The 24,848-nt window shown below is 67.1% G+C and carries 23 protein-coding genes; 13 read left to right on the top strand and 10 right to left on the bottom strand.

Annotated features, from left to right (window positions below; all coding sequences use genetic code 11):
• Window positions 1-59: 59 nt before the first annotated feature.
• The 4 genes from AC1DGD_RS03130 to AC1DGD_RS03115 all read left to right on the top strand — a co-directional run bounded on the left by AC1DGD_RS03130 (window position 60) and on the right by AC1DGD_RS03115 (window position 4,067).
• Window positions 60-509: a helix-turn-helix transcriptional regulator gene (locus tag AC1DGD_RS03130; RefSeq protein WP_223916339.1), complete on the top strand. Its 450-nt coding sequence runs from the start codon at window positions 60-62 to the stop codon at window positions 507-509.
• Window positions 506-925 carry a VOC family protein gene (locus AC1DGD_RS03125; RefSeq protein ID WP_476855865.1) on the top strand — a complete coding sequence of 140 codons (420 nt, stop codon included), beginning with the start codon at window positions 506-508 and terminating at the stop codon, window positions 923-925. Before AC1DGD_RS03130 ends, AC1DGD_RS03125 begins: the two co-directional genes overlap by 4 nt.
• Window positions 926-1,029: 104 nt before the next feature.
• On the top strand, window positions 1,030-3,444 hold the full coding sequence (locus tag AC1DGD_RS03120; protein ID WP_476855864.1) for an ATP-binding cassette domain-containing protein: 2,415 nt from the start codon (window positions 1,030-1,032) through the stop codon (window positions 3,442-3,444).
• Window positions 3,445-3,479: 35 nt separating this feature from the next.
• Window positions 3,480-4,067, top strand: coding sequence for a TetR/AcrR family transcriptional regulator (locus AC1DGD_RS03115; RefSeq protein WP_476855863.1), 588 nt, complete (start codon window positions 3,480-3,482; stop codon window positions 4,065-4,067).
• A 62-nt stretch (window positions 4,068-4,129) separates the two neighbouring features.
• On the opposite strand, the gene AC1DGD_RS03110 is transcribed toward AC1DGD_RS03115, so the two are convergent.
• From AC1DGD_RS03110 to AC1DGD_RS03085, 6 genes are all read right to left on the bottom strand, one after another.
• Window positions 4,130-5,899 carry a CocE/NonD family hydrolase gene (locus tag AC1DGD_RS03110; protein ID WP_476855862.1) on the bottom strand — a complete coding sequence of 590 codons (1,770 nt, stop codon included), beginning with the start codon at window positions 5,897-5,899 and terminating at the stop codon, window positions 4,130-4,132.
• Window positions 5,892-6,860, bottom strand: a complete 969-nt coding sequence (locus AC1DGD_RS03105; protein ID WP_476855861.1) for an MBL fold metallo-hydrolase — start codon at window positions 6,858-6,860, stop codon at window positions 5,892-5,894. The genes AC1DGD_RS03110 and AC1DGD_RS03105 overlap by 8 nt, the downstream gene beginning before the upstream one ends.
• Window positions 6,857-7,789, bottom strand: a complete 933-nt coding sequence (locus AC1DGD_RS03100) for an alpha/beta hydrolase (RefSeq protein WP_476855860.1) — start codon at window positions 7,787-7,789, stop codon at window positions 6,857-6,859. The genes AC1DGD_RS03105 and AC1DGD_RS03100 overlap by 4 nt, the downstream gene beginning before the upstream one ends.
• 3 nt (window positions 7,790-7,792) lie before the next feature.
• The gene (locus AC1DGD_RS03095) at window positions 7,793-8,935 is read right to left on the bottom strand and encodes an FAD-dependent monooxygenase (protein WP_476855859.1); all 1,143 of its coding nucleotides are present in this window, start codon (window positions 8,933-8,935) and stop codon (window positions 7,793-7,795) included.
• A gap of 77 nt (window positions 8,936-9,012) precedes the next feature.
• Window positions 9,013-9,966 carry a phosphotriesterase family protein gene (locus tag AC1DGD_RS03090; RefSeq protein WP_476855858.1) on the bottom strand — a complete coding sequence of 318 codons (954 nt, stop codon included), beginning with the start codon at window positions 9,964-9,966 and terminating at the stop codon, window positions 9,013-9,015.
• A gap of 50 nt (window positions 9,967-10,016) precedes the next feature.
• A complete protein-coding gene (locus AC1DGD_RS03085; RefSeq protein ID WP_476855857.1) occupies window positions 10,017-11,027 on the bottom strand; it encodes a phosphotriesterase family protein in 1,011 nt (336 codons plus the stop codon).
• 317 nt (window positions 11,028-11,344) lie between these two features.
• Here AC1DGD_RS03085 and AC1DGD_RS03080 point away from each other — a divergent pair, with 317 nt between their 5' ends.
• From AC1DGD_RS03080 to AC1DGD_RS03050, 7 genes are all read left to right on the top strand, one after another.
• The gene (locus AC1DGD_RS03080) at window positions 11,345-13,066 is read left to right on the top strand and encodes an MFS transporter (RefSeq protein ID WP_476855856.1); all 1,722 of its coding nucleotides are present in this window, start codon (window positions 11,345-11,347) and stop codon (window positions 13,064-13,066) included.
• A 54-nt stretch (window positions 13,067-13,120) separates the two neighbouring features.
• Entirely contained in the window at window positions 13,121-14,293 is a 1,173-nt protein-coding gene (locus AC1DGD_RS03075) for a cytochrome P450 (RefSeq protein WP_476855855.1), read from the top strand.
• The gene (locus AC1DGD_RS03070) at window positions 14,290-14,484 is read left to right on the top strand and encodes a ferredoxin (RefSeq protein ID WP_476850891.1); all 195 of its coding nucleotides are present in this window, start codon (window positions 14,290-14,292) and stop codon (window positions 14,482-14,484) included. The genes AC1DGD_RS03075 and AC1DGD_RS03070 overlap by 4 nt, the downstream gene beginning before the upstream one ends.
• On the top strand, window positions 14,481-15,719 hold the full coding sequence (locus AC1DGD_RS03065; RefSeq protein WP_476855854.1) for an NAD(P)/FAD-dependent oxidoreductase: 1,239 nt from the start codon (window positions 14,481-14,483) through the stop codon (window positions 15,717-15,719). Before AC1DGD_RS03070 ends, AC1DGD_RS03065 begins: the two co-directional genes overlap by 4 nt.
• A 33-nt stretch (window positions 15,720-15,752) precedes the next feature.
• Entirely contained in the window at window positions 15,753-16,367 is a 615-nt protein-coding gene (locus AC1DGD_RS03060; protein WP_223916318.1) for a TetR/AcrR family transcriptional regulator, read from the top strand.
• A gap of 35 nt (window positions 16,368-16,402) precedes the next feature.
• Window positions 16,403-16,876 carry a MarR family winged helix-turn-helix transcriptional regulator gene (locus AC1DGD_RS03055; protein WP_476850889.1) on the top strand — a complete coding sequence of 158 codons (474 nt, stop codon included), beginning with the start codon at window positions 16,403-16,405 and terminating at the stop codon, window positions 16,874-16,876.
• A 90-nt stretch (window positions 16,877-16,966) separates the two neighbouring features.
• On the top strand, window positions 16,967-18,424 hold the full coding sequence (locus AC1DGD_RS03050; RefSeq protein ID WP_476855853.1) for an MFS transporter: 1,458 nt from the start codon (window positions 16,967-16,969) through the stop codon (window positions 18,422-18,424).
• Window positions 18,425-18,498: 74 nt separating this feature from the next.
• Here the strand turns inward: AC1DGD_RS03050 and AC1DGD_RS03045 are convergent, their stop codons facing one another.
• From AC1DGD_RS03045 to AC1DGD_RS03030, 4 genes are all read right to left on the bottom strand, one after another.
• A complete protein-coding gene (locus AC1DGD_RS03045; RefSeq protein ID WP_476855852.1) occupies window positions 18,499-19,257 on the bottom strand; it encodes a maleylpyruvate isomerase family mycothiol-dependent enzyme in 759 nt (252 codons plus the stop codon).
• Window positions 19,257-20,093 carry a fumarylacetoacetate hydrolase family protein gene (locus AC1DGD_RS03040; RefSeq protein WP_476855851.1) on the bottom strand — a complete coding sequence of 279 codons (837 nt, stop codon included), beginning with the start codon at window positions 20,091-20,093 and terminating at the stop codon, window positions 19,257-19,259. The genes AC1DGD_RS03045 and AC1DGD_RS03040 overlap by 1 nt, the downstream gene beginning before the upstream one ends.
• The gene (locus AC1DGD_RS03035) at window positions 20,093-21,223 is read right to left on the bottom strand and encodes a cupin domain-containing protein (protein WP_476855850.1); all 1,131 of its coding nucleotides are present in this window, start codon (window positions 21,221-21,223) and stop codon (window positions 20,093-20,095) included. Before AC1DGD_RS03035 ends, AC1DGD_RS03040 begins: the two co-directional genes overlap by 1 nt.
• A gap of 119 nt (window positions 21,224-21,342) precedes the next feature.
• Entirely contained in the window at window positions 21,343-22,164 is an 822-nt protein-coding gene (locus tag AC1DGD_RS03030; RefSeq protein WP_476855849.1) for an IclR family transcriptional regulator, read from the bottom strand.
• 49 nt (window positions 22,165-22,213) lie between these two features.
• Here AC1DGD_RS03030 and AC1DGD_RS03025 point away from each other — a divergent pair, with 49 nt between their 5' ends.
• Together AC1DGD_RS03025 and AC1DGD_RS03020 are read left to right on the top strand one after the other, a co-directional pair.
• A complete protein-coding gene (locus tag AC1DGD_RS03025; protein WP_476855848.1) occupies window positions 22,214-23,539 on the top strand; it encodes an MFS transporter in 1,326 nt (441 codons plus the stop codon).
• Window positions 23,532-24,818, top strand: a complete 1,287-nt coding sequence (locus AC1DGD_RS03020) for an FAD-dependent oxidoreductase (protein WP_476855847.1) — start codon at window positions 23,532-23,534, stop codon at window positions 24,816-24,818. The genes AC1DGD_RS03025 and AC1DGD_RS03020 overlap by 8 nt, the downstream gene beginning before the upstream one ends.
• The last annotated feature ends 30 nt before the right edge of the window (window positions 24,819-24,848 follow it).

Raw genomic sequence — 24,848 nt, 5'->3', positions numbered from 1 at the left:
GAGATTCAGGAACACCTCCGGGCTGGACAACTCCGGCACGACGTAGCACGATCGCACTTGTGACCAGCAAACCCGACCGGGCGCAGCGCTTGCGCGACCTCGCGCTGTTACGCCGCGTCCGCGACCGAATGGACCGGGAATACGCACAGCCGCTGGATGTCGAGGCCCTCGCCCGCGGCGCCCACATGTCCGCCGGGCACCTCAGCCGCGAGTTCCGCCTGGCGTACGGCGAGTCGCCGTACAGCTATCTCATGACACGGCGCATAGAACGCGCGATGGCCCTGCTGCGCCGCGGCGACCTGAGCGTCACCGAGGTCTGCTTTACGGTCGGCTGCTCGTCGCTGGGCACCTTCAGCACCCGCTTCACCGAACTGGTTGGCGTGCCGCCCAGCGTCTACCGGCGCGAGGCAGCCAGGGCAACCGCAGGGATGCCCTCATGCGTCGCGAAACAGGTCACCAGACCGGTCAGGAATCGAGAAGTCCCGGCCCCCGAACCGCAACTAGCATGAAGTCCATGGACATCACCATTCACGCGAGTTTCCTCCCACACAACGATCCCGACGCCGCCCTGGCCTTTTACCGGGACACCCTCGGCTTCGAGGTCCGCAACGACGTCGGCTACGGCGGGATGCGCTGGATCACGGTCGGCCCGGCCGGCCAGCCGGACACATCCATCGTCCTGGAACCGCCGGCTGCCGATCCCGGCGTCACCGACGAAGAGCGCGGCACCATCGACGAGATGATGGCCAAGGGCACCTATGCGCGCATCCTCCTGGCCACCAAGGACGTCGACGCCACCTTCGAGCGGCTGCAGGCCAGCGGCGCCGAGGTCGTCCAGGAACCGACAGAGCAGGCCTACGGGGTGCGCGACTGCGCCTTCCGCGATCCCGCGGGCAACCTGATCCGCATCCAGCAGCCGATCTAAGGTGGCCGCCGGCCACCGCCGGGCCGGCCACCAGCTGGTTAGATAGAGCCAGTCGACGACGACGGGGACGCTTGGGGCTGCCCCGCCCAACAGATGGAGACACGATGAGCATTGCCACGAGCACGGACACGCAGCCGCCCGCGCTGCATGAAGCGGACAGCCACGACCTGATCCGCGTGCAGGGCGCACGGGAGAACAACCTCAAGGACATCAGCGTCGAGATCCCGAAGCGCCGCTTGACGGTGTTCACCGGCGTGTCCGGCTCGGGCAAGAGCTCGCTGGTTTTCGCCACCATCGCCGCCGAGTCGCAGCGGATGATCAACGAGACCTATAGCGCGTTTGTGCAGGGCTTCATGCCCAACCTGGCGCGGCCCGAGGTGGACCACCTCGAGGGGCTGACGACGGCGATCATCGTTGACCAGGAGCGGATGGGCGCCAACCCCCGATCCACCGTCGGCACCGCCACCGACGCGAACGCCATGCTCCGGATCCTCTTCAGCCGCCTGGGCATGCCCCGCATCGGGCCACCCACTGCCTTCTCCTTCAACGTCCCGACGCGCAAGGCGAGCGGGGTGATGAGTACCGAGAAAGCCGGCGGCCGGGTCGAGCGGAGCGTGGTGCGCGATGTGGTCTACCTGGGCGGCATGTGCGCACGCTGCGAGGGGATGGGCTCGGTTTCGGACTTCGACCTCACTGCGTTGTACGACGACAGCAAATCGCTCAGCGAGGGTGCCCTGACGATCCCCGGCTACAGCATGGACGGCTGGTACGGCCGGATCTTCAGCGGCGCCGGCTTCGACATGGACAAGCCGATCGCGAAGTTCACCAAGAAGGAAATGCACGACCTCCTCTACAAGGAGCCCACCAAGATCAAGGTCGAGGGCATCAATCTGACCTACGAGGGCGTGATCCCGAAGATCCAGAAGTCGATGCTCTCCAAGGACGTCGACGCCATGCAGCCGCACATCCGGGCCTTCGTGGAACGCGCCATCACGTTCCAGGCCTGCCCCGAGTGCGACGGCACCCGGCTGAGCCCGGAGGCTAGGTCCGCGAAGATCCAGGGCAAGAACATCGCGGACCTCTGCGAGATGCAGATCAGCGACCTCGCCGCATGGATCCGCGAGCTTGACGCCCCTTCCGTCGCACCCCTGCTGAAAGGCCTGCAGCACCTGCTCGACTCGTTCGCCGAAATCGGGCTGGGTTACCTCTCGCTGGACCGTCCGGCGGGCACCCTGTCCGGCGGCGAGGCCCAGCGCACCAAAATGATCCGGCACCTGGGCTCGTCCCTTACCGACATCACCTACGTCTTTGACGAGCCGACGATCGGCCTGCACCCGCATGACATCGAACGGATGAACCAGCTGCTGCTGCAGCTGCGGGACAAGGGCAACACCGTGCTCGTCGTCGAGCACAAGCCGGAGACCATCGCCATCGCCGACCACGTCATTGACCTTGGCCCCGGCGCGGGTACGGCGGGCGGCAGCGTGTGCTTCGAGGGAACCGTGGAGGGCCTGCGGGCGAGCGACACCATCACCGGGCGGCACCTCGACGACCGGGCCAGGTTGAAGGACTCCGTGCGTACCCCGTCCGGCACGCTCGAGGTGCGGGGCGCCTCGACGCACAACCTCAAGGACGTGGACGTCGACGTCCCGCTCGGCGTGCTCTGCGTCGTCACGGGTGTTGCAGGTTCGGGCAAGAGCTCGCTGATCGACGGCTCGGTGGACGGCCGGGACGGTGTGGTGGTGATCGACCAGGGCGCCATCAAGGGTTCGCGGCGCAGCAACCCTGCGACGTACACGGGCCTCCTCGAGCCGATCCGCAAGGCGTTCGCGAAGGCCAACGGCGTGAAGCCGGCGCTGTTCAGCTCCAATTCGGAGGGTGCCTGCCCCACCTGTAACGGCGCGGGTGTCATCTTCACCGAGCTCGGTGTCATGGCCACGGTCGAATCCACCTGTGAGGACTGCGAGGGCCGGCGGTTCCAGGCGGCAGTTCTGGAGTACACGTTGGGTGGCCGGAATATTGCCGAGGTGCTGGCCATGTCAATGACCGAAGCCGCGGTGTTCTTCAGCGAAGGGGAGGCCCGCACCCCGGCGGCCCACAAGATCCTCGACCGGCTCGTCGACGTCGGGCTGGGCTACCTCACCCTGGGCCAGCCGCTCACCACGCTGTCCGGTGGCGAGCGGCAGCGCGTCAAGCTCGCCACCCAGATGGCGGAGAAGGGTGATGTCTACGTCCTCGACGAGCCCACCACCGGCCTGCATCTCGCCGACGTCCAGAACCTTTTGGGACTCCTGGACCGGCTCGTCGACTCCGGCAAATCGGTCATCGTCATCGAGCACCACCAGGCGGTCATGGCGCACGCCGACTGGATCATCGACCTTGGTCCCGGCGCCGGTCACGACGGCGGCCGGATCGTTTTCGAGGGCACGCCCGGCAGCCTTGTGGCCGCCCGCTCCACCCTCACCGGCGAGCACCTCGCGGCTTACGTCGGTTCAGTGGCTGAAAACAGCATCAAGTGAACGAGTGCGGTGAATCGGGGGACTAATCTGGGGGCGTGGCAAGCATTCGAGACGCTCAAAGGCAGATGACCCGCCGGCTTTTCCTCGACAAGGGGCTGGAGCTTTTCGAGGAGAAAGGGTTCGCCGCCACCACGGTGGATGACATTTCGGCTGCCGTAGGCACCACCAGGGCAACCTTCTATTCGCATTTTCCGTCCAAAGCCCAGCTCATGCGCTCGCTCGTCGAGCGGTCCAACGAGATGCTGACGGAGGCCGATGTCCCGCCGCTGCATTCGGTGGTGGAGTCCGGGGACCGCGAGCTGATCAGGGTCTGGCTGGCCCGGAAATTTGACCAGTGGGCCGACATCCGCCCCTATGTTGTGGCGGCTCACCAGGCCGCGGCCAGCGAACCGGACATCCAGGCGGCTTTGGACCAGTGGTTCGACGCGGCGATCGACGACATGCAGGCGGGCCTCGACAGCGCCGGGCGTTTTGACCCGGCCAGCCGCCGGGTCCGCTGCGCGCTGGCCTTCGGCGAGCTGGAGTTCTTTTCCCGCCGCTGGATGCGGCTCGGCTGGACCGTGGACCGCGATACTTCACTGGATCTGATGGTCGAGAACTGGTGCTTCCTGCTGGCTGAGTGAGCAGGCGGCACCAGGGCGCAGCCTGTTGGCTGCGCCCTGGTGTTGTCAGCTGCCGCACGGCATCAGCGCGCCTGGACGCCCGCCGGCTGGCCCTCCGCCGGTTGGCCCTCCGCCGGTTGGCGGGAGGTGAACGGCAGGACCAGCCTGGACTGGTGGGCGGCGTCGCGGTAGATCTTGTGGGTGACGGGCCGGCCCACCGGCAGATGGAAGGCATCCGGCGGCAGCAGCGCGTTGTGCTCGTCGGCCAGCGGCTCGCCGTTCGAGAGCTCTGCGATGAGCTTGTGGCCCGGCTTGAAAGTGTTCGCGAACGGATAGAGGCGCAGGACGTACTCCTCGATCGTCCCCGGCTCCACCGGCACACTGCGGGTGTGCGGGTGGAGCGGGTTGCCCTCGGTGCTGCGGTCGTCAAGTTCGCGGTGCGAGGCCTTCAGGTATCCGCTGGTGATCAGCTGGCGCGCGCCGGTGGGCGCGTAATCCCACAGGCGGAGGATGAAGTTGGTGTCCGGCTGGTCGATCTCGGCGAAGATGTGCGCGGCGCCGGTGCCGATCATCTCCGTGTCCTCCTCGAAGACAGGGGTGGACCAGCTGATGATCTCCACCTTGTCGGTCACTGTCAGCGGCGCCTGGTAGAAGCCGTCCGGGGCGGCGTACTCCGCGCCCATCAGCTCGGGCTCGGTCGACAGTTTGTGCCGCGGGCGCAGATAGAGGGACTTGTACTCGACGTCCTTCGGCGGCCACGCCTCCGCAGTTACCAGCTCACGCGAGCCCTCCACGAAGACGCTCACGGCCGGCTCGTCCATGACGCCGTTGTCGATGCCCTTGATCCAGTAGTCGTACCACCGGAACATCTTGTCGTGTTCTTCGATGAAGGGACGCGACTGCATCGGCGGGTACGGGCCGATGTCCAGCTTCTTGGGGCCCTTCAGCTCCTTGAACAGCTCAATCGTGCCGTCCATCGTCCAGCCGCGGCCCTGGTCGATCTGCAGGTAGACCGGGATGTCGATGTTCGAGGCCAGCGTGATGGGGTTGCGCTCCTCGTACCAGTCCCCGTCGAGCTCGTTCATCACAATGTCGAACCAGGCCTCGTGGTTCTTCGGGTAGTTCAGGACATGGACCAGGTTCGGCCAGGCGGCCACGTCCGGGTCCGCAAGACGCGTGGCAACCAGCTTCGTCAATTCCCCGGGGGAGTACTTCTCGATCATGCGGGACTTGACGTTGTCCGTGAACGCCCAGCCGGAATCGCCGCCGCGGCCCTCGCGTGCAGCACGCGGCATGAACCACATGATGCCGCCATGGTAGGTGGTCTCGTAGAAGTCGTAGTGGCCGCCGGAGACAAAGATCGCCTTCAGGTGCGGCGGCCGCTCGGCCGCTGCCAGCACCTGCATGGAGCCGAAATAGGAGATGCCGACCATGCCGACGTTGCCGTCGCACCACGGCTGCGCGGCGACCCACTCGATGAAGTCGTAGGCGTCCTGGCCAAGCGACACGCCACCGGCGTTGTAATTGCCGATATGTTCGCCGCCGGAGTGACCCGAGCCGCGCAGGTCGCCAATGACGTGGACGTAGTCCTCCTTGACGATGCGGGCGATGTCGCCGGCCTCGATGCAGCCGTCCCACATCGGGCTGGGGCGCCGCTGTGGCGGGGTTGTGAGGGCCAGCGCCTGCAGTTCTTTGCCGTAGGGGCTCAGGGCTACGAGGGCGGGGCGCGGTTTGTCCTCAGTGCCCTGGTAGGCGTCCGCGGCGAGCTCGACGCCGTCCCGCATCGGGACCCGGAGGTCCTTGCGGACGGCGATTTTCTCCGCGCCGGCATCCAACATCTTCAGGTCATCCATGGGTGCGAAGCTCCTCATCTTTGGTCAGGCGGTCAAAGGCCGTGCGGTAGCCGTGGAGCGTCGTGAAGAACGGGGACGGCTCGAGGCTGGGGTCGCCCGCGTAGCCGAGTTCTGCAGCGACGCGGGCGAAGGGCGAGTATGGCGAGTCCGTCTCCTGGAGGCCGTCGCGAAGGTACCGGCGGGCGGCGTCGTCGATTCGGGTCTCGAGGTCCAGGCTTCCCTGCAGGGCATTCCGGGCCGCCTCACGGTCCAGTTCAACGCCGTACGGCACGCCGTCAGCGCCCCGGTACGGGTGGCCCAGGTACAGGTGTTGCGGGCGGACGTCGTCGCGCAGGTACCGCAGGCTTGAGCGGTAGGCGGCCGGATCCTCGTAGCCGGGGAAGCCGTTGGCCGCTCCGTGGATCTGCACGGCGTCGCCGACGAAGACCGACTGCTGCCCGTCCACGACGTAGGCGACGGACCCGGCCGTGTGGCCGGGGATGTGGTGGACCGAAACGGTGACGTCCCCGCCCAGGGCGAGGGTCTCGCCGCCCTTAACCAGCATGGTCGGCTCCATCTCGCCGGAGATGACGTGGTTCGCGGCTTTCGTCTGCTCCTCGACGGCATTCGGATTGTCGATGTACTGCTGGCGCACGTCCACGTACTGGTCGACGTGCGCGCGCCGGGAGCGCAGCAGAGGCGCGTCGGCCTCGTGGATCACGACCTTCGCACGCCGTCCGGTGAGCTCCCATAGGGCGTGCGCACCGCCGAGGTGGTCGATGTGGCCGTGGGTCAGCAGGATCCAGCGCACGTCCTCGATCCGGCGGCCGATCGCCTCCAGTGCCGGGACCATGCCTTCGGCAGGCGAGGACGCGATCCCGGTGTCGACGATGGCGGGTTCGGGAGCGTCGATGAAGAAGCTGTAGAGCCCGAACCGGCCCCACGGCGAGACCAGGGGATGAACAGCGACTGGCCCCGTCATTGCCCGGCCCCCGCGTTCAGGAAGTCGCCTGCTTCCTCGAAGGCCCGGTAGAACTCCGGGATCCAGGAAAAGTTCTGGACGAAGCCGTGGTTGGCCCCCGCGTAGCGGCTGACGGTTGCCACGACGCCGGCCTCCGCCAGTCGCTGGCCGTAAAGTTCGCCCTCATCGCGCAGGGGGTCGTGCTCGGCGGTGATGATGAGCGCCGCCGGCAGGCCTGTGAGGTCATCGCGCTTGATGGGGGAGACGAGCGGGTCCGCCGGGTCCGCCCCGTTCTCCAGGTAAAAGGAGTTGAATGGCTTGAGACCCGCCGTCTCCAGGCCGAATCCTTCGGCGTTCTCCCGCAGCGAGGCGTAGCGGTCGACGTCGAAGTCCAGGTCCAGGGACGGGTAGAAGAGGACCTGATGGGTGATCCGGTCGAACCCGTCGTCGTGGGCCATCGCTGCGACGGCGGCGACGAAGTTGCCGCCCGAACTGTCGCCGGCGATGGCAAGGTTCTTGCCGTCCCAGCCCAGGCTCGTACCCTGCTCGGCGGCCCACCGGACCACCCCGTAGCAGTCGTCGAGGCCGGCAGGGAAAGCAGCCTCGGGCGCCAGGCGGTAGCCGACAGAGATGACCTTATGACCTGTCTCCTTGGCCAGGGCCCGGGCAACGTGGTCGTGCGTGTCCAGGCTGCCGAGGAAGAACGCCCCGCCGTGGAGGTACACCAGAAGCCCATGAGCGTCGGCCCCGGCCGGCGTGTAGATCCGCACGGGCACCTCGCCCGATGGCGTCACTGCGGTGGCGTCCTCGACGCAGTGCAGCGGCAGACGGTCCTCCAATGCGGGAACCTGCGCGGCCTCGCCGGCGCGCATGGCCCCCGGGTTCAGCGGCGAGCCGTCGGGCGCCGGCAGGGTGCTGAGGATCTTGGCAATTTCGGGATGGATGGTCATGAGTCAGGCCTTCGACTCTGCTGGTGCGTTGACGGCGGCGGGCTTCTGGGACGTGGGCTTTTGCCCCGGGAAGACGTCATTGACCTCGTCCTCGGTCCACCCCTGACGCGAGATGCGCTGCAGCTCGTCCGTTACCGGCTTGCGGGTTGCCTGGAACAGGGCCAGTGCATCCTTGACAGAGCCGGCCTCCGCCAAGGCATCGGCGAGCGCACCGGCATCCTCGATGGCCGAGTTGGCGCCCTGGCCCTGGTGGTGCAGCATCGAGTGGGCCGCATCGCCCATGAGCACGACGGAGTCCGTGTGCCACGTGTCGACCGGGTCGATGTCGTAGACGGCGCGGATGTTGACGGTGTCCATGTCGAGGCCGCGGGCGATGTTGACGATCCGCTCGTCGAAGCCCTCCACCGTCGCCACGAGGTCATCCTTCGTGATGGTGGGGGCCCAGGTGCTGTCCGGGCACAGTGCGGTGATATCGAAGGACATCTGGTTGCGGTGGCGCAGCGGCAGCAGGTAGACCTTCGTGCCCCTGCCCATGTACATCCGCAGGTTGTCGTCCACCACCATGCCGTGGGCGTCGTCGGCGGAGATCACAGCGCGGTAGGCGTGTTCGCCGGAGAACACCGGGCCTTTGTCGCTGAAGAGCTGCTCGCGCACCACTGACTTGATGCCGTCGGCGCCGACCACCAGGTCCGCCTCGACCGTCGTGCCGTTGGTGAAGGTCAGGACGGGGCGGCCGCCCTTGTCCTCGATGGTCTCCAGCTTGTGGCCAAGGTGCACCATGCCCTGCGGCAGCACGCTCAGGAGTGCGTCGATGAAGTCGCCGCGGTGGATGAGGTGGGTCTGGCTTTGCCCGCCGAACTCAGGCCAGGTGTCCTTCATGATCGGCTCACCCGTGGCGGTGAGGATTTCGAAGTAGTCGCTCGGGGAGCTTACGTTCGCGATCGTGTCGAAGATGCCCCACTGGCTGAACCGGTGCATGGTGGCAGGACGCAGCCCGATGCCGGCGCCGACCTCCCGCATCTGGGATGCCTGTTCGTACACGCTGACGTCGGCACCGAGCAGGCTCAGGGCCTTGGCCGCCGCTGCGCCGCCGTACCCCGCGCCGACGATGGCGATCTTGAGGTTCTTGATGTCTTCAGCCTTCATGGTTTCATCTCTTTCTTGACTCTTTCTGGGCCCGGGCCATGTCTGGCGGAACGGGCAAGTTGTGGGGGTCTGTCCGGTCAGGCGTGAAGGGACAGGAAGCCGGCCGGGTTGTCCTCAAGCAGAAGTTTGAGGGTGGCGTCGTCGATGCCGGCCGCGCGCATGTCGGGGATCATGTCCTCGAAGATGTAGTTGATGGTGTGGCCCTTCACGCCCGGCCAGCCCAGCGGGCTGCAGTTTGCGTCCGCCGAGACGAGGAGCTTGTCCGCATAGCCCTTGTTCACGAGGTTGACGAAGTGCTCCATGCGTTCGGCACGTTTGCGGCCCCAGAACGGTGGATCAGGCAGCTCGAGGTCGTAGCCGAAAGTGTCGAAGCCGATGCGGCCGCCCTGCTCGTAGATCCAATCGTGCGGGGTGACCGGAGCGTTCAGGCCGTCGTCGGCGTGGCCGAAGAGCACGCGGTCCAGCGGGAGGCCTTCTTCGTTGAAGATGTTCACTGCCGGTTCCGGGTCGATGGCCAGGTGGGTCAGGACCGGAGCGCCGGTGACGACGGCGGCGCGGGCCGCGGCCCGGTAAATGCGCTTGTCCAGATCCGTCATGCGTCCGCCGCGGCTCACGCCGACCTTGATGACGCCGGCCTTGGCGCCCGTGTTGCCGATGCCGACGGTGATCTCGTGGATGAAGACCTTCGTGAGGTAGTCCACGCTTGCGCGGGAGAAGTGCGGCAGGGCGGTGTCGCCGCCGACGAAGCCGGTGCAGGCAACGATGTGCACGCCCGTCTTCCGGGACAGGGACTTGTAGTAGTCGACGTCGCGGCCGTTGCAGATGCCCGTGGCGTCCACGAAGGTACCGCCGCCGTATTCGCGGAACTTCCGCAGCTTCGGCACGGTTTCCTCGTAAGCCTGCTCCGGCGACTTCCACCACTTGGTATCCAGTTCGGACCCGGGCATGCCGTAGCCAATGTGCTCGTGGACCGCCACGATTTCCAGTTCTTCGGCCGGGATGGTTCCCAGCACGGTGTTGACCTTGGTCATTCGTTCACCTCAGGGTTTCGAAAGCTTGTTGTGTGTGGACCGAGCGGTGCTTAGCGCACGGTCAGCAGGTTGCGCGGGTTATCCACGAGGATGCGCCGGGCGTCTTCGTCGCTCAGGCCGTGGGCCTTGAGGTACGGCACGAACGTCGTCAGGACGTGGCTGTAGGGCAGGTTGTACTCCGGCAGCCCTTTGGCAACGCCGATCGAGTTGCCCGACAGGATGATCCGGTCGGCATGGCCTGCCTTGACGAGCCCGAACACCAGTTCGGCGCGGCCATGGTCGGTGAGGTAGTCCGCGTGGTCGTTCAGGCCCACATGGTCGATGCCGACGAAGGCTCCCCGGGCGGCCACCTCGATGGCGGAGCCGGCAGCGTCCCTGCGGTCGAGGTCGCCGACGAGCACCCGGTCGGCCCCGAGCTGCTCGTCCAGGACGATGTCCAGATCGTGCAGGACATCGGCGCCAAAGCGGATAGAGACCGGGACGCCGGTGTTCCTGGCGGCGCGGGCGGAGCCGCGGAACAGGCTTTCCTCGGTCGGGGTCATGCCGGCGCGGTCGGCAATGGTCGCGACGATGCCGGCGGCGGCGCGGCGCTCGACCCGGGGAACCACCATCCCCTCAGTGACCTCCTTGCCGAAGAGATCGGCGAACTTTTCGGCCGGCCACGGGGTGGGCGGGTTGGTCTGCGGCGTCAGGAAGTATCCGCCGAGTTCTTCCTCCGGGCCCAGGCCCGTGGAGGCGACGATGTGGACGCCGGTGGTGCGGGACAACGCCTCGTAGAGCTTGAGGTCGCGGCCGTGGAACATGCCCGTGCTGTCGACGATCGTCTGCCCGCCGTGCTCGCGGAAGTCCGCGAGCTTGGCCGCCAGGGCCTCGAAGATCTGTGCCCTGTCCATGGAGATCTCTGGTGCGTACTGGGCGCCCGGGACCACTGACAATAGGGCCTCATGGAGCGCGACTACGCCCAGTTCCGAGGCAGGGACGGGACCCAATACCGTATTGACGGTTTGCCCGGTGGGGGCGAGGAACGCGTCCCCGCTATCGACGGGTGTGGTGTGACTCACTTGGCTTCTCCCTTGAAGATCGGGTGCTGAATACAGGGGCGCCGGGGTGCCTGACCGTGCCGTAGCCCCGTTGCGGTGTAGCCAGCATCACATCTTTCTTTACAGTGTGTCAAGAAAACAGACGAGCCGTACACGTCCTTTGGGTGTCGATGCGTTCATGAAGCAAACGTTGAGTATGTTTTCTTGACATCTCGTAAAGATTGATATCAGACTGTGGTGAGCGCCACATCCACCTCCGCCTGCCGGCTCTTGCTCCGGCAGGGCACCAGTCATGGCGCGTCACCGGAGGATCGACCCGGAACAAAGGAGTTTCATCGATGAGTCAGACCATTTCGGTACCGAGCCGCAGCTCGGTGCGAGCCACTTTCATAGCCGCCTACAGCGCGGTCACACTGGCCCAGATCACCAACGCGCTGCCGGGCGCCCTCAGCGGCACGTTCGCCGCGGAATTCCATACTTCAGGCGCGGGCCTGACCTGGATCGCGGGCATGTTCTTGATGGGTATTGTCGTGTTCGAACTCAGCTGGGGCCTCCTGGGCGACCTGTTCGGACGCAAGAAGCTTCTGTACATCGGAGCCGGGGTCAGCATCGTCGGCTCCGTCATGGCTGCGCTGGCGCCGACAACCGAGATGATGATCGCCGCCCAGGCCGTCGGCGGCATTGGGGCGGGCATCCTGTTCCCCATCTCGCTGTCCATGATCGCCGCGATCACCCCGGATCACCGCGCACGGGCGAAGGTCATCGCCACGTGGGCCGGGTTCCTGTCCCTCGGCGCGGTGATCTCCCCAGTGCTCGCTGGCTTCACCGCGCAGTTCTTCACCGTGCCGGGTGCTGCGCCGGGTGCGCCGAACGGGTTCAGCGGCTGGCGGGCGGCCTACCTGGTTGCGGCCGCAATTGCCGTGCTCGTACTCCTCGTCGCGCTCCGGGCGAAGGACTCCGCAGCAGCCGAGGGGCGCAAGTTGGACATCCCTGGCCAGATTACGCTCGCGCTCGGACTTATCGCCGTCCTCTACGCCACGGTGACAGCGGTTGATGCCGGCTTCGGCAGCGCCCAGGTGATTGCAAGCTACGTCGCGGGCGGAATCCTCCTGGTCTCCTTCGTCGTCATCGAATCACGCACCGCGCAGCCCCTGATTCACCTGTCGCTGTTCAAGAACAGCGCCTACTCGATCACCGGCATTGTGGCGGTCACCGGCATGTTCGCCTTCCTCGCGATCTGCTTCAGCACCAGCGTCGCCGTCAGTGGACTCGCGCTGGCCGAGACCTGGAAGGTCGGTGTGCTGTTCGTCTTCATCCAGGGCCCGGCATTCGCCTTCATCCCGGTGGTGGGGTGGCTCATCCACCACGTAGCACCGCGCTGGGTGCTCACCGCGGGCTTCGTCTTCATGGCAGTCTCCGGTTTCTGGCTCTCTACATTCGCCCTCGGCACTCCGGAGGCCTTCGGCGGCACGCCTTGGACGGCCTTCATTCCGCCGCTCCTGCTGTTGGGTATCGGATTCGCGCTCACCGTCGGTTCCGTCACCGCTGTTGCCATCAACACCGTCCCGCCCCAGCAGATCGGCATGGCTTCGGCGACGACGAACCTCCTGCGCGACCTCGGCTTCGCCCTCGGCCCCGTTGTCGGCTCAGCCATCGCCTTCGGCATCGGAGCCACGGCCTTCGCGGGTCCCCTTGCCGGGATCCTCGGCGGGGCGGGACTGCCCGCAGAGGCCGTCAGCGGGCTGGCGAACGTGCCGCCGCTGGGCTTCCTCGCCGGCTGGGACGGGGTCATCGCCCAGTTCTCCGGCCAGGCACTGGCCGGCGGCGCGCCCACCCCGGCGGTTGACGGTATGGTCCAGGCCCTCAACGCCGCACAGCCGCAAATCCAGGGTGTGGCAGGGACCTCACTGGGCCAGGGGTTCCAGGCTGTATACCTCACCGCGGGCATCGCGGCGATCCTCTCCGCCACTCTCACCCTCTTCATCTCTGCACGGTCCTCGGCGCCCGCGCCCGAGGCCATCGCCGAGACCACCGAAGTAAACGCCGAGGCCGCCGTCTAAGCCTGACGGCCTCCGGCACTGACCTGACCACCTACCTTCCGCAAGGAGAACACCGTGACTGCACCCACCGAATCCGGCATCGACATCTGGGACGACGACATCCTGGTCGACCCTTACCCTACCTACGCCGCGCTCCGCGAGCAGGCCGCAGTGGTCCACCTCCCCAAGAACGACCTCTACGTCCTGACGCGCTACGACGTCATCCGCGACGCGCTCGGCGATCCGGAGACCTTCTCGTCCACCAGCATCGGTTTCAACCCCATGGTGAACGAGGCGCTGCAGGGCACCTCGCTTGCCTCCGACCCGCCCGTCCACACCCAGCTCCGCGCCACGCTGTCCCAAAACCTCACCCCCCGGGCGCTCCGCGGCCTGAAAGTCGTCATCGACGAAAAGGCGGACAAGCTCGTCGCCGAACTCGCCGCCAGCGGCAGCTTCGAGGCCATCGATTCCCTGGCCCGGGCCTTCCCGATCGAAATCGTTGCCGACCTCATTGGCTTCCAGGGACACGTCAAGGACAACATGCTGCGCTGGGGCCAGGCCGCGATGCAGGTCCTCGGCCCGCTGAACCAGCGCACCCAGGAGAGCTTCCCGATCGCCGGCGAGCTCTACGGCTGGTGCTCGTCGGTCACCGCAGAAGACCTGGCGCCTGGCTCGATCGGCCGAGGTATTTTCGATGCCGAGACACGCGGCGACATACCCCAGGGTTCTGCGGGGCACATCATCCACCAGTACCTGGGAGCGGGCGTTGACACGACAATCGCGTCAATCGGGAACATCATTGCGCTGTTCGGCCGCCACCCCGAGCAGTTCGACCTGGTCCGGAAGAACCCGGACCTGGTCCCCGCAGCGTTCGCCGAAGTGCTGCGCTACTGGGCCCCGGTCCACATCTGGGGCCGCAAGGCAATGCGCGACGTGGAGATCGAGGGCGTCACGATTCCCGCAGGGGCCCAGGTGGGCATCCTCTTTGGGGCCGGCAACCGCGACCCGCGGCACTACGGGGATCCCGACACCTTCAACGTGATGCGGAACCCGGTGGACCACCTGTCCTTCGGCTACGGACCGCACGGCTGCGCCGGCCAGGGCCTGGCGAAACTGGAAGCGCATGCGATTATTGAGGCGCTTGCCCGCAGGGTGAGAACGCTGACGATCTCCGATGAGGTCCGGGAGCCGAGCAACATCACGCGGAGCCTCGAGTCGCTCCAGGTCGCCAAGGTGGTGGCAGCATGAGGATCGAACTTGACCGGCCGCGCTGCGAGGGTCACGGCCTCTGCGAAGAGGCCGCGCCCCGGCTGATGCACCTCGACGATGAAGGCGAGCTGGTACTCGACGTCCCGGACGTGGAAGGGGCTGACCTGGACGCCGCGAAGGCGGCGGTAAGGGTCTGCCCGGTTGCCGCACTGCGATTGGCCGCGGCATGACGATGCGAAAGATCGTGGTGGTCGGCAACGGCATCGCCGGGCTCACGGCCTGCGACTCACTGCGCTCGGCCGGCTTCGACGGCGAGCTCACCGTTGTGGGCGCGGAGCGCCACCAGCCCTACAGCCGGCCGGCCCTCTCCAAGGCGCTGCTGCACGCTGTCGACGGGCAAAGCGACGGGAACAGCGACGGCGGACTCCAACCCCATGTGCTCCCCGAGCCGACCCACGAAGCAACGGAGCTGCTCGGAGTCAGCGCCACGGGCCTGGACGTCGGGGCCCGGCTGGTGCGCCTGGACGAGGGAGGGGAGCTGCCGTATGACGGCCTCGTCATCGCTTCGGGTTCCCGGGCAAAGCGACTCGGGGCGGGTGCGCAAGAGACGCAGAAGAAGGGAACAGCCGGACCGCAACGGGACGGCTCCCACCGGGAACTCACCCTGCGCACCATCGAGGATGCGATCCTCCTCAAGGAACGCGTCGCATCGCGCCCGTCGGTTATCGTGATCGGCGGCGGAGCGCTGGGCATGGAGGTCGCGTCCGGTTGCGTGCACGTGGGCTGCGAGGTCACCCTCGTCTCCGACGGCAAGCCCCTGGCGCGTCAGCTCGGCGACCATCTGGCGGACATCTTCACCGCCGCCGCCATCCGGCGCGGACTGCGCGTGGTTGGCGGCGGGAAGGCCCGGCTTGTCGATCACGGTGCCGGGGCAAAGGTCGTCCTGGCCGACGGCACCGTGCTGGAGGCTGACCTGGTGGTCACCGCCATCGGCGATGAGCCGAACATCGGCTGGCTCGCCGGCTCGAACCTTCTCGTCGACGGAGAGCTGCGGGTCGATTCGCGCGGCAGGCTCCGGCCGGACATCGTCGCCGCCGGCGATGTGGCGTCCTTCCCGACCCGCCGCGGGGTGGAACGGGTGCCCCTCTGGACCAGCGCCATCGACCAGGCCAGGGTCGCCGGCGTCGGCCTCCTGAAGGGTGACGCGGCGCCCGAGTTCGACTTCCAGCCCTACTTTTGGACGGAGGGCTTCGGCCTCTCGCTCAAGTCGGCGGGCTTCGCGCCGGCTGTCGGGCCTCCCGACTACTGCGAGCCCGGCGGGGGCGCGGGCTCGATGCTGCTTCGCTGGGACAACACGGACGGTTCCGGCACCGCCGCCGCGCTTAACTACCGAATCCCCGTCCCCAAGCTGCGCCGGTTCGCCGACGCCGGTCCGGCCGCGCTGCGTGCGGCGCGCCCGCTCTAACCTGACGCCGCACAACACCGTTAGGATTGATCCATGTCGTCGTTGCGAGAAGCCCAGAAGCAGCTGACCCGCGACGTGATCGTCGAACGGGCGCTGGAGCTCTTCACCGAGAAGGGCTACGCCGCGACGACGATCGATGAGATCGCCGCTGCGGCCGGTACCACCCGGGTGACTTTTTACGCCTATTACCCCACGCGCAGCGACCTGATGCGGGACTTCATGGCCCGCGTCAACGCCGTACTGGACCGCGCGGCCGGCCCCGAACGGGGATCGACCGCGGCCGAGCTCGTCGACGTCGTGCGTGCGGGCGAACTGGCGGGCATCCTGGCCTGGCTGGAGTCGCGGGCGGCGCTCTGGCCGGTCTTCCGCCCGTACCTCGACGTGCTCGAGGAGGCCGCCGCCATCGATCGCGAAGTGCGCGCCTTGGTCGAGGGATGGCATGAAGAGGTCATCTCGGACCTCGTGCGCGGAATGGAGCTGGCAGGGCGCTTCCCGGAGGAGACGCACCACATTCGCGGCACCCTGGCCTTCACCTCGCTCGACTACGTGGCCACGCTCTGGACCCGACGGAAGTTTGAACCAAACCGGGAACACGCCCTCGAGGTGCTCGCCGATAACTGGTATCACCTGCTCTGCGACGAGGGCTAAGCCTGCCCTCGCAGACGGACGCCTATGCTTATGGAATGGAAAGTATTGGCGCAGGCGAAGTGCTGGACGAGGCAGTCGACCACCGGGCCCTGGCCGTCGCCGTGATCGACATCTCCGCCGACGTCCGGCGGAAGTCGCACAATGACACCGGCGTCCGGCCGCTGTCCAACGGCGTCCTGGAAATCCTCCGCGTCATCGAAAGCCACCCCGGCATCACCGTCGCGGAAGTCGCTTCCCGTCTGGGGCGGCAGTTCAGCAACGTCAGCGTCCAGCTGCGTGAGCTGGTCGCCGCCGGCCTCGTCACCCGGATCCGCGACGCCGCGGACAAGCGCTACGTCGCCCTCCACCCCACGGCCGAATCCCAGCGGATCAAGGCGCTCCTGGAGGGTGCCTGGGCGGAGGCGCTGGAGTCGGCAAGTTCCCGGCTGCTGCCTGAAGAGCGCGAGCAAATTGCCGCCAGCCTCCCGGCCCTGCAGCGCCTCGCCTCGATACTCTCCGAACCCGAGTAACCCACATCACCCCCTGCAACGGTCATGACCCGTCGCCCCCGATAGTTATACTTTTATAAGTATTACTACTTTGGAGGATGGGACATGGGTATGGCAACGCAGTTGGAAGAGGCAGTCGTCCGGCGGGGGAGCAGGCCAGGGAAACGCTGGTGGGCGCTGGTGTTCCTCGCCCTCGCGCAGTTCATGGTGGTGCTGGACGGCACGATCGTGAATCTGGCGCTTCCGCGCCTCCAGCTCGAGATGGGGATCAGCGACTCGACCCGCTCCTGGGTGGTCACGGCCTACGCGCTGGCCTTCGGCGCCTTCCTGCTGCTCGGCGGACGCATCGCAGACTTCTGGGGCCGCAAGCGGACGTTCCTTGTGGCCGCCGTCGGCTTCGCCTCCGCGTCCCTGGTCGGCGGCATCGCGCAGCAGCCCTGGGAGCTGATCGGCGCCCGAGCGCTGCAGGGCGTGTTCGCTGCGCTGCTGGCCCCGGCAGCCTTGGCGCTGCTGACCGTCGCCTTTCCGGTCGGAAAGGACCGCGGCACGGCGTTTGCGATTTTCGGTTCCATTACCGGCGTCGGCGCGGCCGCCGGTGTCCTGCTGGGCGGGTTTTTGACCGAACACGTGAGCTGGCGCTGGTGCTTCTTCGTAAATGTGCCGATTGCCGCCATCGCCCTCTTCGGCGTGTGGTCCCTGGTCAGTGAAAGCAAGGCCCAGGGGTCCACCAAGTACGACTGGCCCGGGGTCATTCTGGCAGCCCTCGGCCTGGGATCCCTTGTCTACGGCTTCACCAACGCCGAGCACGGCTGGGGTGCCCCCGAAGCCTGGGGCTTCATTGCCGGCGGCGCAGTTCTCCTGGCACTCTTCGTCCTGGTCGAGACGAAAGTCAGGCATCCGCTCCTGCCGCTGCGCGTGGCCACCGAACGAAACCGCGCGGCCGCCTTCCTGGCGTCGTTCCTTTCCGGCGCTGTCCTCATTGGCGGCATCCTGTTCATCAACTTCTACATCCAGATCGTGCTGGGCTTCGCTCCGTTCCTCGCCGGGCTGGCTTCGCTGCCGATGACCGTTGCGGTAATCATCACGGCAGCGCTCGTCGCGAAGAACCTGCCGAAACTGGGGGCCAAAATCCCGACGGCCGCGGGGCCGGTCTTCATGGCGGCTGCGATGCTGTGGCTCACCCGGGTCAGCGCCCAGGGCAGCTACTTCGTCAACATGCTTCCCGCCCTGCTTCTGCTTGGCATCGGGCTGGGCATGGTGTTCGTGCCCATGCAGAACCTTGCCCTGTTCGGCGTGGACAAGGATGACTCCGGTGTGGCCAGTGCGTTGGTCAACGCCTCGCAGCAGATCGGCGGCTCCCTTGGCATCGCCTTGTTCAGCACTATCGCCGCAGCAGCCACGGCCGGTGGCGCGACGCTGTCGGCCCTCTCTGCAGGCTATGCCATGGTGTTTCTCTGGGCCGCAGGCGTCGCGATCCTGATTGCCCCGGTAGCCCTGCTGCTCATCAACATCGACCGCGAGACGTTCACCGGATCAGCTGGCGACACTCCAGTCGTGCACCCGGGCTGAGCCAACCAGGCACGAAAAGCGGAAGGCCCCCTCGCCGAGGGGGCCTTCCGCTTTTACGGCCGTTTAGCCAGTGCTCAAATCCACTTCGGGGCGGCTGGAACCGTCCCGTCGTTCGCTTCAGTGCCGGGCCCGGTGGCGGTGACGCCGCCATTGCCGCGTCCGGCGGCCCATTCGACGACGGCGGCCAGCGGTCCGGAGACCACGGTGGGGGTCGCCGTCGCCGTGTCCCCGAACGTCAGGTCGCGGTCGGTGACCGCGACGACGAGGCCTTGATCGGTGCCGCGGGTGTGCCAGGCGCCGGTAATGTCCGTCAGGAGCCGTTCCAGCACCGGTGCCGGGATGTCGGCGAAGCTCGCGCCGTTGGCGAGGTCGACGGCGTGCATCCAGACTTCGCGGCTGCGCATCCACACCGTTTCCGTGGCGGGCACTTCCCGGCCCTGGATGGTGCGGACTTTGTGGTGCCAGGCGCCCCCCGGCAGGTCGCGCCATTCGACGTTCAGGTGCACGGCGGAGTGGTCGAAAAGGTGCCGGAGCGCGATCGGGCTCAGCGTGGCGCCGAAGTCGATCTCGTGGTCCCGGACCTCCGTGGACGGGTACATCGGGGTCTCTACCCCGGTGGCAGCCCATTCGATGAGCCGGGCGATGGCCCGGGCGTTGTAGCCGATGTGCGCGGTGATGTGGCGGCGGGTCCAGCCCGGCAGCAGCGAGTCGCCGTCGAGTTCCGCGTCGGAGAGCTCGTTGAGCTTGCGGGCGAAGAACGCCGTGCCGCGCCGCGCCTGCAGCAGCGCCGCGAGCAGTTCCGGGTCCGTCGTCTGGTCCTGGCGGGCAACCATCAGGCTTCCTTGATGACGCGGTTCTTCAGCTGGCCCAGTCCCTCGATGGTGGTGACCAGGATCTGGCCTTCCTGCAGGTAGCGCTTCGGGTCCTGGGCGTGGCCCACGCCGCCCGGGGTGCCGGTTGCGATCACGTCGCCCGGGTTCAGCGTGATGATCGTGGAAATGTAGGAGACCAGGAACTCCGGGGTGAACACGAGGTCACCGGTCGGGGTGCTCTGCTGGATTTCGCCGTCGACCGCGGAGGTCATCAGCGGCCCGGCGGTGAACTCGTCCTTGGTGACCAAGGCGGGGCCGAACGGGGTGGACTTCTCCCAGGTCTTGCCCTGCAGCCACTGGATGGTGCGGAACTGGTAGTCGCGCATGGACACGTCGTTCAGGACGGCGTAGCCGGCGATGTGGTCCGCGGCGTCGGCTTCGCTGATCCGGCGGCCCTTTTTGCCGATCACGACGGCGAGTTCGGCTTCCCAGTCGACGGCGTCGGATTCCTGCGGCAGCGCCAGGTCATCGTTGGGGCCGATCAGGGATTCCTGGTACTTGGCGAACAGGGTGGGGAACTCGGGGACTTCCCGGCCCATTTCCTTGATGTGGTTGCGGTAGTTGTGGCCCACGCAGATGATCTTGCCGGGGGAGGGCACGACGGCGTCCAGGTCGGCGCCCTCGAGAGGGTGCGTGGCGCCGGCCGCCGCCTTAGCGGTTGCTTCCCAGTCCTGGGTGCGGAGCAGTTCTCCGACGTCGGCAAAGCCGTCGATCTCGGTCAGGGTGTCGCCGTCCTGGCGGACAGCCTTATTAGCTGTTTTGTCTCCAACAGAGGTGCGGAGGGTGAGAAGTCTCATTACTTGTTGCGTCCTTCGATGTAGGTGCGGTTGAAGTTCAGCCGTTCAAAAATGGGGGCGTCACTGAAGCGGAACAGATCAAACTGGGTTCCGGCCTGCAGCGACCATTCCTGCCAGGACGGGACCACGAAGAGGTCGCCCTTGGCCAGGGTCCGGGTTTCGCCGTTGAGGACCACCGAGCCGGAGCCTTCAAAGACCTGCCAGACGCTGGAGCCCACCTCGCGGACCGCTTCGGTGCTGGCCCCGGCGCGGAGCCGGTGGAATTCGGCGCGGATGGTCGGCATCACGTCCCCACCGGTGGTGGGGTTGGTGTAGCGGACGGCGGCGTGGCCCTGGGACACAGTGGCTGGATGGCCCTCGTCCTCGAGCAGCAGCTGCTCGGACAGGGCACGGTCCGTGTGTTCCCAGCGGTAGGCCGCGATGGGGGAGCTCGTGGTGTCATCCAGGCCCGACAACGGGCGCAAGCCCGGGTGCGCCCAGAGCCGCTCGGAGCGGGAGATGTCCGGGGTGGCCTCGTCGGTGACGCGCTCGGTGCCGAATTCGAAGAAGCCGGCGTCAGCGTAGTGCACGAACGGGATGTCCAGGCCGTCGATCCAGGCCATCGGCTCATCGGTGTCGTTGTGGTGCCCGTGGAAGTTCCAGCCCGGGGTCAGCAGGAAGTCGCCGCGGGACATCCGCACCGGGTCCCCGTTCACCACAGTCCAGACCCCTTCGCCCTCGACGACGAAGCGGAAGGCGTTTTGCGAGTGACGGTGTTCGGGCGCCGTTTCGCGGGCGCCGAGGTACTGGATGGCTGCCCACAGCGTGGGTGTGGCGTACGGCGTCCCGGCCAGGCCGGGATTGGCCAGGGCGATGGCCCGGCGTTCCCCGCCCCGGCCCACCGGGACCAGATCGCCGGCACGGGCAGCCAGCGGGTAAAGGTCGCTCCACCGCCAGACGTGGGGGACCGCCTTGGGGGTCGGGACCATCGGCATGAGGTCTGCGATCTCGGTCCACAGCGGGATCAGGTTTTCGCGGTCAAAATCCCGGTACAGCTCTTTGAGCTGGGCCGCTTCTTCGGGCGTCGGCTCCGGAGCAGTGTGCCCCGCGGCCACTGATTCGTGAGTCGTGTTCTCGGCGCTGATGGACACGTGGGCCTCCTCGGTAGGTCAGAACAGTTCGTTGGCGTAGTTCGACTCTACGGATGCCGGTGTGTGACCCCCAACATATTCTGCTGGTCAGAATTCCCGGAACCGGGCTCCCGCGGCGCTCAGTCCGGCTCGGCCGGGTTGGCCGCGATGTCGATCTCCAGCTGCCGGCAGGTTTCCCGCAGGGCGGGAACCAGTCCGGCGTCAAACACGCGGCGGAAGCGGGTCGCGGGGGTGGCGACGCTGAGTGCGCCGACCACGTGCCCGTGCCGGTTGTGCAGGGCCATCCCGAGCGCGCTCACGCCCTCTTCCGTGCCTTCGAAATTGGCCGCGAATCCGTTACTGCGGACGGATTCAAGCTCACGCAGGAACGCCGGGTACTCCGCGGCCGCAATGGTGTCCCCGCCAATTTCGGCATTGTTGCTGCGAAAGAGCTGATCGATCATCGGCGGTTCCAGTTCGGCGAGCATGGCCTTGCCTCCGGACGTTTTGTTGGCGGCCATCACCGTCCCCTGCCGGTCACCAACCCGCAGCACATTGCTCCCTTCCACCGTCGCCAGGAAGCGCACTTTCGTCCCCACCCGCACCATGAGGTTCACCGTCTCGTTGAGCCGTGCAGAGAGAAGCTCCATGTGCGGCTGGGCCAGGGATCGGAGCAGCCGGGTCCAGCTCAGGCCGGCCGGCCCGACGCCCATTGCCGGGCCGGGGACATAGCGGCGCGTTTCATCCTGCACGGCGAATCCCCGGTAGACCAACATCGCCAGCAGGCGGTGGGCGGTGGACGGCGCCACGCCCAGCTCCTCGGCGGCGTCCTTGAGCCGGAGTGCTCCGCCGTCGCGGAGCAACTGGAGGAGCTGCAGCGCGTTGTCCACCGCCTCGATGGAATAGGTGGGCCGTTTCTGGACGGGCTTGCGGGCCGCTCTGCCGGATGGGTTGTTCTGCACATCAGAATTGTATTGTGGTTCACCTGCGGCGGCTAGGACAGTGAGTGGCATGAATCACACACAATCTGTTGCAGTGCCGCAACGGTCTTCGCCGGGGGCCCCTGCTCCCTCAACCGTTGGTGGGCCTGCATCACGGTTCTCCAAAGGCTCGGCAGCCGCCGTCCTGGTCTGCTGGCTGTTGGTGGTCTTCGATGGCTACGACCTGATCGTCTACGGCACGGTCCAGTCCTCCCTGATCTCCGAGACCGGATGGGGGCTGACCAAGGCCACCGCCGGGACAATTGGTTCCATGGCTTTCGTCGGCATGATGATCGGGGCGATCTTCGCCGGCCGGATGGCCGACTCGTGGGGCCGCCGCCGCACCATCCTGGGTTGTGCCATCGTCTTTTCGATTTTCACCATCCTCTGCGCCTTCGCCCCCAATGCGGCCGCCTTCGGGGGGCTGCGGCTCTTGGCGGGCATCGGGCTCGGTGGCCTGGTGCCCTCGGCGAACGCCCTCGTTGCCGAACTGGTCCCCACTAAGTGGCGGTCCACCATCGCCACCCTGATGATGTCCGGCGTCCCGATCGGCGGGTCCATCGCCGCCCTCGTCGGCATCCAGCTGATCCCTGCCTTCGGCTGGGAGTCCATGTTCCTCGTGGCCGTGCTCGCACTGATGATCGTGGTGCCCCTCGGACTGAAATACCTGCCCGAGACGCTGGCCCCGGTCAGTGCCGCGGACAGGGGAACTCGCAACCTCAAAGAGCCGATCGGCTTCAAGTCCCTGCTCCGCGCCCCTTACCTGGGGGTGAGCCTGCTGTTCGCCCTCGCGACGATCGCTACCCTGTTCGCCTGGTACGGGCTGGGAACCTGGCTGCCCAACCTCATGCAGCTGGCCGGCTACAACCTAGGCTCCGCCCTGACCTTCGCCCTGGCCCTCAACCTGGGTGCGGTGGCCGGCTCGGTGATCACGGCCTGGGCCGGGACCCGCTTCGGTCCGATTCCGACGGCGATCGCCGCGGCCGCCGTCGCCGCCGGCGCCCTCGTGGTCCTGGTTGCGGGACCGCCGGTCACCGTCGTGTACCTCATGCTGGTCCTCGCCGGCGTCGGCACCCACGGCACGCAGTGCCTCATCATCGCCGCCGTCGCGAGCCACTATCCCGGGCACCTGCGCGGGACCGCGCTGGGCTGGGCACTGGGGACCGGCCGCATCGGCGCCGTCGCCGCACCCCAGATCGGTGGCCTCCTGCTGGCTGCCGGTCTGGGCGTCAATTCCAATTTCCTGGCCTTCGCCGGTGCAGCCGCGATAGCAGCGGTCCTGCTGGCCGCCGTCGGGCTCAAACTCAAATCAAAACTCTCAACCTCCCCTTCACTAACAGGAGCAAGCAATGTCTGAGCACGTCCCGTCCACCAGTTTCCTGTCCACCGACGGCCGGTCCACCGATGTCCTCGTCATCGGAGGGGGAATGGCCGGATTGGCCGGAGCCCTCGCGCTGCGGGAAAGCGGCGCCGACGTCACCCTCGTGGAGCGGGCGCCCGAATTCGGCGAGGTCGGCGCTGGGCTGCAGATGGCGCCCAACGCCTCCCGCGTCCTGAAACGCTGGGGCCTGCTGGACAAGGCCTTGGAGATTGGCGTCCAGCCCAAGCACCTGGTCTTCCGCGACGCCGTCACCGGCGAGGAGCTCACGCGCCAGAGCCTCGGCGGGGAATTCGAGGAACGCTACGGTGCGCCCTACGTGGTGATCCACCGCAGCGACCTGCACCGGGTCCTGCTCGAGGGCTGCGAAGCGGCGGGCGTGAAACTGGTCAACGATGTCATGGTCGAGAGCGTGGAGACCGTGAACGGCAGGGGAGTGGCCCACACGGCCGCCGGTGTGGACTACGAGGCCGACGTCGTCATCGGCGCCGACGGGCTCAAGTCCACCCTGCGCCCGCTCGTTGCCGGCGACGAGCCGGTCCCCTCGGCCTACGTCGCCTACCGCGGCACCGTGCCCATTACCGAACACACACCCAAGGCGGACCTCGAGGACGTCATTGTCTACCTCGGACCGGACTGCCACCTCGTGCAGTACCCGCTGCGCAAGGGCGAGCTGCTGAACACCGTGGCCGTTTTCAAGTCCGCCTCCTTTGAGCGCGGCGAGGAGCAGTACGGGGGAGTCGACGAGCTCGAGGCCGCGTACAAGGACTGCGTCCCCGCCGTCCAGGCTGCGCTGAAAAACCTGGGCACCAGCATGCGCTGGCCCATGTACGACCGCGATCCGATCGAAAACTGGGTGGCCGGACGGATGGTGCTGATGGGCGACGCCGCGCACCCGATGCTGCAGTACCTGGCCCAGGGCGCCTGCCAGGCGCTCGAGGACGCGGCAGTGCTGCAGGACGTCACCACCGGCACCGTGTTCACCGCCGACGGCGTCCACCCCGAAGCCTGGGACGGCGCGATCAAGGAATTCAACAACCTCCGCGCCGGCCGCACCGCCAGGGTCCAGCGCACCGCCCGCGTCTGGGGCGAATCCTGGCACGTCTCCGGGCTGGCCCGGACGCTGCGCAACCTGCTCTTCAAGAGCCGGATGGACAACGATTTCCGGTACAACGACTGGCTGTACGGCCAGGACGGCGACGGCGTGCCGGCGGCCCGCGCGGCACACTCCGGCATGGCGGACAAGATCTCCGCCTAATCCGGGCTCCGGGCGAGGCGCCGTCCTTGG

It is taken from the genome of Arthrobacter sp. 05T45, from assembly GCF_056395875.1.
Note: the sequence above shows the minus strand (reverse complement) of the source record. Positions and strands in the feature narration are given on the sequence as shown.

Excerpts from the sequence above, each read along its gene's own strand:
- AC1DGD_RS03125 (WP_476855865.1), top strand. The coding sequence starts at position 506 with ATGAAGTCCATGGACATCACCATTCACGCGAGTTTCCTCCCACACAAC.
- AC1DGD_RS03120 (WP_476855864.1), top strand. The coding sequence starts at position 1,030 with ATGAGCATTGCCACGAGCACGGACACGCAGCCGCCCGCGCTGCATGAA.
- AC1DGD_RS03110 (WP_476855862.1), bottom strand. The coding sequence starts at position 5,899 with ATGGATGACCTGAAGATGTTGGATGCCGGCGCGGAGAAAATCGCCGTC.
- AC1DGD_RS03105 (WP_476855861.1), bottom strand. The coding sequence starts at position 6,860 with ATGACGGGGCCAGTCGCTGTTCATCCCCTGGTCTCGCCGTGGGGCCGG.
- AC1DGD_RS03100 (WP_476855860.1), bottom strand. The coding sequence starts at position 7,789 with ATGACCATCCATCCCGAAATTGCCAAGATCCTCAGCACCCTGCCGGCG.
- AC1DGD_RS03095 (WP_476855859.1), bottom strand. The coding sequence starts at position 8,935 with ATGAAGGCTGAAGACATCAAGAACCTCAAGATCGCCATCGTCGGCGCG.
- AC1DGD_RS03090 (WP_476855858.1), bottom strand. The coding sequence starts at position 9,966 with ATGACCAAGGTCAACACCGTGCTGGGAACCATCCCGGCCGAAGAACTG.
- AC1DGD_RS03080 (WP_476855856.1), top strand. The coding sequence starts at position 11,345 with ATGAGTCAGACCATTTCGGTACCGAGCCGCAGCTCGGTGCGAGCCACT.
- AC1DGD_RS03070 (WP_476850891.1), top strand. The coding sequence starts at position 14,290 with ATGAGGATCGAACTTGACCGGCCGCGCTGCGAGGGTCACGGCCTCTGC.
- AC1DGD_RS03065 (WP_476855854.1), top strand. The coding sequence starts at position 14,481 with ATGACGATGCGAAAGATCGTGGTGGTCGGCAACGGCATCGCCGGGCTC.
- AC1DGD_RS03060 (WP_223916318.1), top strand. The coding sequence starts at position 15,753 with ATGTCGTCGTTGCGAGAAGCCCAGAAGCAGCTGACCCGCGACGTGATC.
- AC1DGD_RS03055 (WP_476850889.1), top strand. The coding sequence starts at position 16,403 with ATGGAAAGTATTGGCGCAGGCGAAGTGCTGGACGAGGCAGTCGACCAC.
- AC1DGD_RS03050 (WP_476855853.1), top strand. The coding sequence starts at position 16,967 with ATGGCAACGCAGTTGGAAGAGGCAGTCGTCCGGCGGGGGAGCAGGCCA.
- AC1DGD_RS03045 (WP_476855852.1), bottom strand. The coding sequence starts at position 19,257 with ATGGTTGCCCGCCAGGACCAGACGACGGACCCGGAACTGCTCGCGGCG.
- AC1DGD_RS03040 (WP_476855851.1), bottom strand. The coding sequence starts at position 20,093 with ATGAGACTTCTCACCCTCCGCACCTCTGTTGGAGACAAAACAGCTAAT.
- AC1DGD_RS03025 (WP_476855848.1), top strand. The coding sequence starts at position 22,214 with ATGAATCACACACAATCTGTTGCAGTGCCGCAACGGTCTTCGCCGGGG.
- AC1DGD_RS03020 (WP_476855847.1), top strand. The coding sequence starts at position 23,532 with ATGTCTGAGCACGTCCCGTCCACCAGTTTCCTGTCCACCGACGGCCGG.